This is a genomic window from Streptomyces sp. So13.3 (assembly GCF_005860785.2).
Classification (GTDB): Bacteria; Actinomycetota; Actinomycetes; order Streptomycetales; family Streptomycetaceae; genus Actinacidiphila; species Actinacidiphila fildesensis.
In genome coordinates, this window is the sequence record NZ_CP048835.1 from 7,361,504 (window position 1) to 7,372,196 (window position 10,693).

Annotated in this window: 8 protein-coding genes; 5 read left to right on the forward strand and 3 right to left on the reverse strand. The window is 72.2% G+C overall.

From position 1 onward, the window contains the following. Positions 1 to 70 precede the first annotated feature (70 nt). On the forward strand, positions 71 to 619 hold the full coding sequence (locus C8250_RS32950; RefSeq protein WP_138355540.1) for an adenylosuccinate lyase: 549 nt from the start codon (positions 71 to 73) through the stop codon (positions 617 to 619). Here C8250_RS32950 and C8250_RS32955 read toward each other — a convergent pair. Both C8250_RS32955 and C8250_RS32960 read right to left on the reverse strand, forming a co-directional pair. Continuing rightward, positions 562 to 1,113: a GNAT family N-acetyltransferase gene (locus C8250_RS32955; RefSeq protein WP_232485841.1), complete on the reverse strand. Its 552-nt coding sequence runs from the start codon at positions 1,111 to 1,113 to the stop codon at positions 562 to 564. The genes C8250_RS32950 and C8250_RS32955 overlap by 58 nt on opposite strands. Before the next feature lie 10 nt (positions 1,114 to 1,123). Further along, positions 1,124 to 2,158 (reverse strand): Rv2578c family radical SAM protein, encoded by a 1,035-nt coding sequence (locus C8250_RS32960; protein ID WP_138355539.1) that lies wholly within the window; start codon positions 2,156 to 2,158, stop codon positions 1,124 to 1,126. Positions 2,159 to 2,260: 102 nt separating this feature from the next. Between C8250_RS32960 and C8250_RS32965 the strand changes: the two genes are divergently transcribed. Together C8250_RS32965 and C8250_RS32970 are read left to right on the forward strand one after the other, a co-directional pair. Beyond that, the gene (locus C8250_RS32965; protein ID WP_138355538.1) at positions 2,261 to 2,710 is read left to right on the forward strand and encodes an SRPBCC family protein; all 450 of its coding nucleotides are present in this window, start codon (positions 2,261 to 2,263) and stop codon (positions 2,708 to 2,710) included. 163 nt (positions 2,711 to 2,873) lie between these two features. Next, positions 2,874 to 5,306, forward strand: coding sequence for an MFS transporter (locus C8250_RS32970; protein ID WP_232485852.1), 2,433 nt, complete (start codon positions 2,874 to 2,876; stop codon positions 5,304 to 5,306). 98 nt (positions 5,307 to 5,404) lie between these two features. Here C8250_RS32970 and C8250_RS32975 read toward each other — a convergent pair whose 3' ends face one another. Continuing rightward, positions 5,405 to 7,051 carry an MFS transporter gene (locus C8250_RS32975; RefSeq protein ID WP_244809501.1) on the reverse strand — a complete coding sequence of 549 codons (1,647 nt, stop codon included), beginning with the start codon at positions 7,049 to 7,051 and terminating at the stop codon, positions 5,405 to 5,407. 281 nt (positions 7,052 to 7,332) lie between these two features. Here C8250_RS32975 and C8250_RS32980 point away from each other — a divergent pair, with 281 nt between their 5' ends. Continuing rightward, entirely contained in the window at positions 7,333 to 9,813 is a 2,481-nt protein-coding gene (locus C8250_RS32980; RefSeq protein ID WP_138355536.1) for a SpoIIE family protein phosphatase, read from the forward strand. Between the two features lie 83 nt (positions 9,814 to 9,896). Next, a complete protein-coding gene (locus C8250_RS32985) occupies positions 9,897 to 10,619 on the forward strand; it encodes a class I SAM-dependent methyltransferase (protein WP_138355535.1) in 723 nt (240 codons plus the stop codon). Positions 10,620 to 10,693 lie beyond the last annotated feature (74 nt).

Here is a 10,693-nt window from a genome sequence, read left to right on the forward strand (position 1 = left end):
AACCTACGCGCCAGACCACCGCCCATGTGATCTGTACCGCGTACAGATGAGCGCGCCGTAGGCTGAGCGGGTGGATTCCGCAGCGCGCGACGAACTGGCCGGCGTACTCACCGCACCGGGGCAGCCCCTCGAAGTCAGGGAGGCCGCCGCCGTGGCCCTGGCCGCCGCAGGGGACCGGAGGGCCTTCGAAACCCTCGCCCTGCTGCTCAACTACCGTGAGCCGGAACGGGCCGAGAACGCGGCCCGGGCGCTCGCCCTGCTGGGGGACCCGCGCACCGCGCGGGCCGCCGCCGCGCTCGCGACCAATCCGCTCCGGGTCGCCTACGCCGTACCGCCGATCCGGCTGCTCGTCCAATTGAGGGCGCCGGAATCCGTCCCCGCGCTCATCGAGACCCTGGACCGGCTGCTGGCCGAGCAGACCCTCGGCTGGGACGCCGTTCCCGCCTGCGTGGAGGGGCTCGGCGAGCTCGGCGACCCCCGGGCGGCGACCGTACTGCGGGCCGCGTGCGCGCATCCCCGGCTGCGCACGGCCGCCGTCGCGGCCCTCGAGCGGATCGGCGGCTACGAGGCGGACGCGTCCGGCGCGCGCGCCGCGTCCGACGAGGCGCCGCGGACGTAGCGCACCTCGCGCAGGAACACGTCGCCGTAGTCCTCCTGCTGTTCGGCGCCGTCGGGCACGAAGCCGGCCTTCTCGTAGAAACGGCGGGCGCGCGCGTTGTCGGCCAGCACCCAGAGCCGCAGACGCGGGAAGTCGCGGTCCGCGGCGCGGGCCAGCACCGCACCGATGAGCGCGCGGCCCGCGCCGGTGCCGATCCGGTCCGGGCGGACGTAGATCGCGTACAGCTCGCCGTCGCCCGGCTCGGCGTCGTCGCCCCGGTACGGGCCGTGGGCGGCCCAGCCGGTGACCTCGGTCCCGTCGGCCGACACGAGGTTCTCCACCCGGCCGGTGTCGTGGGCGAACCACTCGCGGCGCCGGGCCGCGTCCTCCGGCGCCGACATCGCGTCGAGGTACCCCTGCGGCACGATGCCGGCGTACGCGCTCTGCCAGCCGCGCACCCGGATCGCGGAAACGGCGTCGATGTCGTCGCCGGTCATCACTCGAACATCGGTCATGGGCAGGAGATTAGAGCAGCGACAGCTGGGTCGGTCCCTCGACCTCCACCGGGGCGGCGGCGGGCGGCGGGACGGCCCGAAGGGCGTTGGACCGGGCCGGGCCGATGCCGAACTCCGTGGCGAACTCGTGCACTTGGCGGGTGATGCGCCGCTGGTACCACGTGGGGGCGTACGAACCGTCCGCATAGAGCGCCTTGTAGCGGCTGAGCAGCCGCGGATGGTGCACGGAGAGCCAGGCCAGGTACCACTCGCGGGCGCCCGGCCGCAGATGCAGCACGAGCGGGGTGACGGAGGTGGCCCCGGACCGCGCGATGGCGCGCACGGTATCGCGCAGCTGCTCGGGGGAGTCGCTGAGATACGGCAGGACGGGCGCCATCAGGACGCCGCAGCGGATCCCGTTCCCGTTCAGCGTCCGGCAGACCTCCAGCCGCTTGCCGGGGGACGGCGTACCGGGCTCGACGGTGCGCCACAGCTCGCGGTCGAGGAAGCCGACGGAGACCGCGATGGAGACCTCGGTGACCCGGGCCGCCTGCCGCAGCAGGTCCAGATCGCGCAGGATCAGCGAGCCCTTGGTGAGGATCGAGAACGGATTGGCGTGGTCGCGCAGCGCGCCGATGATGCCGGGCATGAGCTGGTAGCGGCCCTCGGCCCGCTGGTAGCAGTCCACGTTGGTGCCCATGGCGATGTGCTGCCCCTGCCAGCGCGGCCCGGCGAGCTCCTTGCGGAGCAGTTCGGGCGCGTTCACCTTGACGATGATCTGCGAGTCGAAGTCGAGACCGGTGTCGAGGTCCAGATAGCTGTGCGTCTTGCGGGCGAAACAGTAGACGCAGGCGTGGCTGCATCCCCGGTACGGGTTGACCGTCCAGTCGAACGGCATCTGCGAGGCGCCCGGCACGCGGTTCACGATCGACCGGGCCCGTACCTCGTGGAAGGTGATGCCGCGGAATTCGGGGGTGTCGAAGGTCCGGGTGACCACGTCCGTCCCGAACAGTGCGGGCGTGGTGGCGGTGGCGGCCTCGTCGCGGCCCAGGTTGTCCCAGCGCATGACGCCCTCCTCAGTAGCTCCTCCATAGAATAGAACACATATTCGGTTAGCGCGTGTGGTTGGCTTGCCCGGCACATGCGGGCACGGACCGGAGGAGAAGAAATGGCGCAGGTCGAGGCCACCACCCAGCGGGTCATCGAAGCGGAACCGGAGCGGGTGTACGACGCTCTCGCGGACTACGCGGGCACCAGGAAGACCCTGCTCCCCGAGCAGTTCAGCGAGTACGAGGTCCGCGAGGGCGGCAGCGGCGCCGGCACGCTGGTGCACTGGAAGCTGCAGGCGACCAGCAAGCGGATCCGCGACTGCCTCTTCGACGTCACCGCGCCGACCACCGGACAGCTGGTCGAGGCCGACCGCAACTCGTCCATGGTCACCACGTGGACGGTGACCCCGGCGGGTGCCGGCCGGTCCAGGGTCGTCTCCACCACCACCTGGGACGGCGCCGGCGGCATCGGCGGCTTCTTCGAGCGGACCTTCGCGCCCAAGGGACTCGGGCGCATCTACGACGAGGTGCTCGCGAAGCTGGCCGCCGAGGTCGAGGCGGCCGAGTAACCGTCGTGCCGTCTGAGCCCCGTCCGGGTTCGATCGTTCACTGATACGGGTGGTTCTGCATCGCTTCGGAGAATCGTCGCGCTTGTTCGTCGTTGTCGCTTAATGCGGGAAATGGGCGACGAGGCAGGCGCGACGAGGGGAGCGGCACGTGGGCGGAACCACTCTGGCCGAACGGGCCGGAAGGTCCGGACGGGCCGAACCGGCGGACGGCGCGGCATCGACCGGCCCTGAACCGGCCGATGCCCCGCCGCCCGGCGCGGACGGCCCGTCCGGTTCGGCCACCGGCATTCCGCCGGCCGACCTGACCCCGCGCAGAGTGCGGCTGGTCTTCCTCGGCCTGATGCTCACACTGCTGCTCGCCGCCCTCGACCAGATGATCGTGGCGACCGCCCTCCCGAAGATCGTCGGAGAGCTGCACGGCCTGGAGAAGATGTCCTGGGCCGTCACCGCCTACCTGCTCGCGTCGACCATCGGCCTGCCGATCTACGGCAAGCTCGGCGACCTCTTCGGCCGCAAGCGGGTCTTCCAGTTCGCGATCATCGTCTTCGTCATCGGCTCCGCGCTGGCCGGCTGGTCGCGCACCATGGACCAGCTGATCGCCTTCCGCGCGGTTCAGGGCGTCGGCGGCGGCGGGCTCATGATCGGTGTGCAGGCGATCATGGCGGACATCGTCCCGCCCCGCGAACGCGGCCGCTACATGGGCCTGATCGGCGCCGCCTACGGGGTCGCGTCCGTCGCCGGACCGCTGCTCGGCGGCTTCTTCACCGACCACACCTCATGGCGCTGGTGCTTCTACATCAACGTGCCGTTCGGCCTGTTCACCCTCGCCCTCATCACCGTCGTGCTGCGGCTGCCCCGCCCCACGATCCGGCCCCGCCTCGACGTGCTGGGAGCGCTGCTGCTCGCGGCCGGCTCCACCTGTCTGGTGCTGCTGACCAGTTGGGGCGGCACCACCTACGCGTGGCGCTCGGAGATGATCGTCGGACTCGGCGCGGGCGCCGTCGTCAGCGCCGTGCTCTTCGTCCTGACCGAACACTTCGCGGCCGAACCCGTCATCCCGCTGCGGCTGTTCCGTGACGGCATCTTCAACGTCACCGCGCTGGTCGGCGCGGTCGTCGGCGTCGCGCTCTTCGGCGCCGCCAGCTATCTGCCGACCTTCCTGCAGATGGTCGACGGCGCCAGCGCCACCGGCTCCGGGCTGCTGATGCTCCCGATGATGCTCGGCGTCGTCCTCGCCTCCGTCGCCTCCGGCCAGCTGATCAGCAGGACCGGCCGCTACAAGATCTTCCCGCGGCTCGGCGGCGCGCTCTCCGCGCTCGGCATGTGGCTGCTGTCCCTGCTGGACGCGGGCACCTCCCGGGTCGAGTACAGCGCCTTCATGGCGGTGCTCGGCCTCGGTATCGGACTCGTGCTGCCGGTCCTGGTGCTCGCCGTGCAGAACTCGGTGCGGCCGGCCGACATCGGCGCCGCCACCAGCGCCAACAACTACTTCCGGCAGATCGGTGGATCCGTCGGCGCGGCCGTCTTCGGCACGCTCTTCGCCAACCGGCTGGCCGACCAGCTCGCCGTCGAACTCCCGCGCGGCGCGCACCTGCCGGACCCCCAGTCGATCACCCCGCAGCTGGTGCACACGCTGCCCGCCGCACTGCGCGACGGCTACGTCCAGGCGTACGCCGCAGCCATGCCGCGGATCTTCCTGTACCTGGTGCCGGTGCTCGTCCTCGGCTTCCTGCTCGCATTCCTCCTGAAGGAGAAACCCCTGGTGACCCAGCATGGTCCCGTCTCCGATCCCGCCGTCCCCCCGGCCAGGACGGCCGCCGGCCGGACCGCCGACGCCGGGGGAGTCCCGGTCTGCGGCACCGTCCAGCACTCCGACGGCACCTCGGTGGGCCGGGCCGCGCTCACCCTGATCGACGTCACCGGCCGGCAGATCGGCCGCGGCGCGACCGGTGAGGACGGACGGTACGCGCTGAGCACCCCCGGCACCGGCAGCTATGTACTGATCGCGGCGGCGGGCGGCCATCAGCCGCAGGCCGTCAGCGTGACGGTCGGCGACCGGCCGGTCGAGCTGGACGTGGTGCTCGGCGGCGCCGGCCGGCTGGCCGGCACGGTGCACACCTCGGACGGCACCCCGGTCCGCGACGCCATCGTGACGCTCACCGACGTACGCGGTGATGTCGTCTCCAGCACCCGCAGCGCCCGCGAGGGCAGCTACGTGCTGACCGATCTGGTGGCGGGCGAGTACACGCTGGCCGCCAGCGCTCCCGCCTACCGCCCCGCCGCGCTGCCGGTCTCGGTGCAGGCGGCCCGTGAGACCCGGCAGGACGTCGAACTGGCCGGTGGCGCGGTGCTGCGCGGCACGGTGCGGGCGCCCGGTGGCCGGGTGGTCGAGGACGCCCGGGTCACCCTGCTCGACGCGGCGGGCAACGTGGTGGACTCGGTGACGACGGGGGCCGACGGTCTCTTCCGCTTCGTCGATCTGGCGGCCGGCGAGTACACCGTGATCGCCGCCGGGTACCCGCCGGTGGCCACCGTCCTGCAGGTCGCGGGCGGCGGGCGCACCGAACGCGATCTGCAGCTGGGGCACGAGGACTGACTCGCGCTGACGGAGGGGCTGACGGGGCGCGCGGATGATGCGGAACTCCCTCGGCGTCCGGGCGCGGCGAGGGAGGTGTGCGCCGGGCGGCGCCGGGGTCAGTCCTTCTTGCAGGGCGTCCCGCGGGACAGGGCGTAGCGCCCGCCTATCCGATACGTGCCCGGCGCCGGCGCGTACAGCCGCGTCCAGTCGCCGGCCTGCTCCAGACAGCCGTGATCGGAGTCCGTGGCTCCCGCTATCGCCAGCCACGGCGACCACGGGATGCGCAGCAGCACCGGACCCGCCGTCGGGACGTCGACGACCAGCTCGGCCGGTCCGGCCTGGCGGACGATCGACGGCGGGTCGGCCATCGGCTCGGCCCCGGTCACGCTGTACAGCCGCCAGTGGTCGTCCTGCCAGACCGGCTGCAGCCAGGCGTGCCCGGCCGCGACGATCTTCGCCTCGGCGACGGCCGCGCCGTCCGGTTCGTCCGACGGCAGGACCACGTATCCGACGCCCCAGCGCTGCAGCCACGCCAGATAGGTGGCCGGGGTGAGGGTGCCGTCGTAGAAGAGCGGATTGCGCTCGACGTCCGCCTGCCGGTTCCAGCCGCGGGCGAGGTTGACGTGCGGGGCTATCCCCGACGCCTCCCAGTGCGAGCGCAGCGGAACGACCTCGACCCGGCCCCGGTCGGCCCCGACCCGGGCCAGTTCGTCGATGAGCCCCTGGGCGTGCTCGATGGTCGCGGTCACCGGCGCGGTGTTGACCAGGTCGGTGACGGGCTTGGCGACCTGCCAGACCGCGACGGCGGTGAACGCCGCGAAGATGACGAGGGTCTTACGGCCCCGGTCGGTGCGCCCGACCGCGGCCGCGAGCAGCGCGGTGCCGCCGAAGAGCAGCGAGAGCCGCTCGACATTGCTGCCGATCGGCGACGGTATCGCCCAGGTCAGCACTATGCCCGCGGCGTAGACCCACGATCCGGTCCGCAGGGTGCTCCAGGAGCGCGGTACCAGGAGCGCCACCAGCACGGCGGCGGCCAGCGGCAGCGCGGCGAAGTACCAGGTGAACGGCTGCACCCCGTAGAAGGGGAACAGCAGCGAGGTGCCGCCGACCACGATCGGCGGGCTCGCGGCCAGGATGTACGCGTGCTTGCGCCGCCCGGTGAGGAACAGGGCGCCCGCCAGGACCTCGATGAAGAGCCCGGCCACCGGGCTGCACATGGTGGCCAGCCCGCCCAGCGCGGAGGCTCCGACGATGCGCGAGGTCCGCTGGTCGTCGTCGGGGAGGACCAGGGCGGCGGCGGCCAGTGCGAAGAGCATGCCGAGCGCGAAGGTCACCCGGCCCGACGCCACGTCGCACCAGAGCGCGAAGGCCGTCCACAGCGCGGGCAGCATCGGCCGCCGTATCCGGTAGCGGACCAGCAGATACGCGGCGACGGTGGCGGAGAGCGTGCCCGCGATCACCGCGGTCGTACGGACCCCGAGCCACGCCATGATGTAGGGCGACAGGATGCTGTACGAAGCGGGGTGCATCCCGCCGTACCAGGAGAGGTTGTACGCGGAGTCCGGGTGCTCGCGGATGAAGTCCGTCCACGCGAACTGGGCGGCCATGTCCCCGGCGTCCTTGGCCAGGAACAGCGCCCACACGATGTGCAGCACCGCGGCGAACAGCGTCGCCGCCATCACCGGCCGGCGCGGATCGGCCAGTCGGAGAAAGGGCTTGGGACGCTTTGCGGCGGCCCAGCCCGCGGTCTCCCAGGTGGTCACGTTGTTCTCTTCCAGTCGCGGGTCCTACGTGCTCCGGCTTGGATCCCCACCCGGCCGGAGTCGAACTCGCACCACGGATCTGGAGTTCGAACAGAGAGGAAGGACGCTAGCACGTGCCCAGGGGGGCGCTCACGCGCGGGCGTGCGCCCGGATTCGGGCAATGCCCTTCGCGGCACCCTTACTCGGTCGTACGGTGGTACAGGTGCCGCAGATCTTGCACCGGGACGGGAGATCCCGGCCGGTCCTGTGAAGCGGCTCCGAGGGAAGGAGCCCACCCAGCCATGGACCGCCGCATTCCTCCGGGGCTGTCCGGACGGATCCCGCTTGCGGTGATCGTCGTGGACGGCGCGGGACTCGTATCGCACTGGAGCACCGGTGCGCGCAAACTCTTCGGCTGCTCCAAAGAAGAGGCCGTCGGTCGCCCGGCGGTGGATCTGCTCCCGGTCTCCGGCGCTCTGAACAGCGCGGTCGTGGACGAGGGCTGGCCGGACGACTTCGGCCCCGAGCTGGACGCCTCGCTTAGCGGAGGGACCTCGTACCCCACCGCCGGCCGGGCCCGGCTCTTCGACGACTGCCACGGCGGCGGCGCGGACCGGGAGGACGGGGCGGTGGACGTCCTGTGGTGGGCGTACCCGCTCGTCGGCCCGGGGCCCGAGCGGCTGCTCGTCCTGGCGGCCGACGCGACCCAGTTACGCTCCTCGCCGGATTCCGGGCCGGAAGAGGACTCGGCGGACGACGCGCAGGCGGCCCACGGGCCGGCCGGGGAATTCGAACGGATCGCGCCCGGCTTCGCGCTGCACACCGAGTTCTCCGGCGCCGACCAGCTCGCCAAGCGGCTGCCCGAGATCCTGCCGAGCATGAATCCGGTGGAGAGCGCCCGGATCGTCTCGCAGGTGCTGGAGCTCGGCTATCCGGTGCTGGAATTCAGCCAGCACGACCGGGTGCCGGTCACCCCCGACTGGGGAGTGCCCAGGCGCGACGAGCGCCGGGCCAGGCAGCGCGCCGCCGCGGCCGCCCAGCTCGACCCGCAGGCCGCGGCCTCGGCCGACCTGGCGCCCGACCTCGAGTACGCCGCGGTGCGCGAGCACCTCGAATTCCTCAACGAGGTCAGTGCCCGCATCGGCACCTCGCTGGATCTGGCCCGCACGATCCAGGAGGTCAGCGCGGCCGTGGTGCCGCGCTTCACCGATGTCGCCGGCTCGTATCTGCGCGAGCAGGTGCTCGCGGGTGAGGGCTTCCCCGACGGGCCGCCGGACGTCACCACCATGTGGTACCGGGTGGCCGTCGAGCACACCGACGAGCCGGGGCGCTGGGACGACGTGGTGCCGGTCGGCGAGTCGATGCCGTTCCCCGAGCACACCCCGTTCTTCCAGTGCATGACCAGCGGCCGGCCGGTGCTCGTACCGCGGATCTCCGAGCAGATGGGCAACGCGATCGCCGCGCAGTTCGAGAAGCGCGACATCAGCCCGCTGATCAACAACCGGTCGATGCTTGTGGTGCCGCTCAAGGCCCGCAACGTGGTGCTCGGCTTCATGATCCTGCTGCGCCACCAGGAGCGTCCGGTCTTCAACGACATGGACAAGGCCACGGGCGCGGAGTTCGCCGCCCGCGCCGGCCTCGTGCTGGACAACGCCAGGATGTACACGTACCAGGAGAATGTCGCCGACACCCTCCAGGACAGCATGCTGCCGCACATCACCCCGCGGATGCCGGGCTGCGACGTGGCCACCCGCTATCTGCCCGGGACCCGGCTGGGCCGGGTCGGCGGCGACTGGTTCGACACGATCAAGCTGGCCGGCTCGCGGCTGGCGCTCGTCGTCGGCGACGTCATGGGGCACGGGCTGAACTCGGCCGCGATGATGGGCCAGCTGCGCACCGCCGTCCAGACCATGGCGGCGATGGGCATGCCGCCCGCCCAGCTGCTGCGCAATCTCGACGATCTGGCGCAGCGCCTCGGCGAGCACTATCTGGCGACCTGCCTGTACGCGGTGTACGACCCGATCGAGTCCGAGCTGGTGATCTCCAACGCCGGACACATCCCGCCGGTCCTGGTGCGGGCGGCCGACGGGCGCAGCGAGCTGCTCGACGTGCCTACCGGCGCCCCGATCGGGGTGGGCGGCGTCCCGTTCGAGACGGTCACGGTGCCGGTCGCGCAGGGCGACCGGCTGGTGCTGTGCACCGACGGGCTGGTCGAGGTGCGCGGACAGGACATCGGCACCGGGCTGGCCGCGCTGTGCGAGAGCGCCGCGCACCCGGCGGCGTCGATGGACGACGCCTGCGACACGATCATCCGCGCGCTCAACCCGCGCGGCGGCCGCAAGGACGACGTCGCCCTGCTGATGGCGCGGTTGAACGGCATCCCGCGTTCGGACGTGGCGACGTGGCAGCTGGCCCGCCATCCGCGCGAGGCCGCGCACGCCCGCCGGCTGACCCGCGCGACGCTGCGCGACTGGGATCTGGAGGAGGTCTCCGAGACCGCGGAACTGCTGGTCGGCGAGATCGTCACCAACGCCATCCGGCACGCGGGCACCAGTGAGGTCGAGCTGCGCCTGGTGCGGGCCGACGCCCTGCTGTGCGAGGTCACGGACGACGACCACGCGGTCCCGGTCCTGCTGAACACGGGCCCCGAGGACGAGTACGGGCGGGGCATGCGGATCGTGAGCCGGCTGGCGCGGCAGTGGGGTACGAGCCGCACGGCGCAGGGCAAGACGGTCTGGTTCGAGCAGACGCTGCCGCGGTCGGCGTCGCGACGGCGGCGCTGAGGGGGCCGGCTGTTCGGCGCCTGGCCGCCGCGTCACCGCGTACCGAGTCACTGAGGTTTCGTCGGATCCTGGGGAGTCCCGAAATGAACGTGCCCGGCACCTACACACAGGCCTGGGAGAGCTTCTGGCGCGACGCGCCCGCCACGGCCGGGGCGGTCTTCTGGGACGCGGACGCGTCCCTCACCGCCGCCCTGCAGCTGCCGCTCTTGGAGCCGTACTTCGACGCCGGCCTGCCGGTCGTCGACGTCGGCTGCGGCAACGGCACCCAGACCCGGTACCTCGCGGAGCGCTACGACCGGGTGGTCGGGGTGGACCTGTCCGAGGCGGCGATCGGGCACGCGCGCCGCGCTGACCCGCACGGCGTCGCCGAGTACCAGCAGCTCAACGGCGCCGACGCGGCCACGACCCGCCGGCTGCACGCGGAGATCGGTGACGCGAACGTCTATATGCGGGGCGTCCTGCACCAGTGCGAACCGGCGGACCGGGCGCCGCTGGTCGAGGGCATCGCGACACTGCTCGGCGAGCGGGGGCGGGTGTTCGCGGTCGAGCTGGCCGCGGCCGCGAAGGGCATCCTGCTGGGTCTGGCCCAGGGACCAGGCGGCCCGCCGCCGAAGCTGGGGGCGGTCTTCGCGCACGGCCTCACCCCGGGCGAGGTGGCCGACGAGGCGGTTCCCGGCTACTTCCGGGCGGCAGGTCTGGAGCTGCTGGCCGGCGGCGGGCAGCCGCTGACGACGACGGAGTCCCGTACCGACGGCACGCGCATCGAGCTGCCGTCGCAATGGCTGGTGGCGGGCCGTGTCAGGTAGCGTCTGTCAGGGTTTGTAGAGGTCTAGACCACTGCAGTTATCCACAGCTCTGGCATGCGCTGCCCAAAACCGCG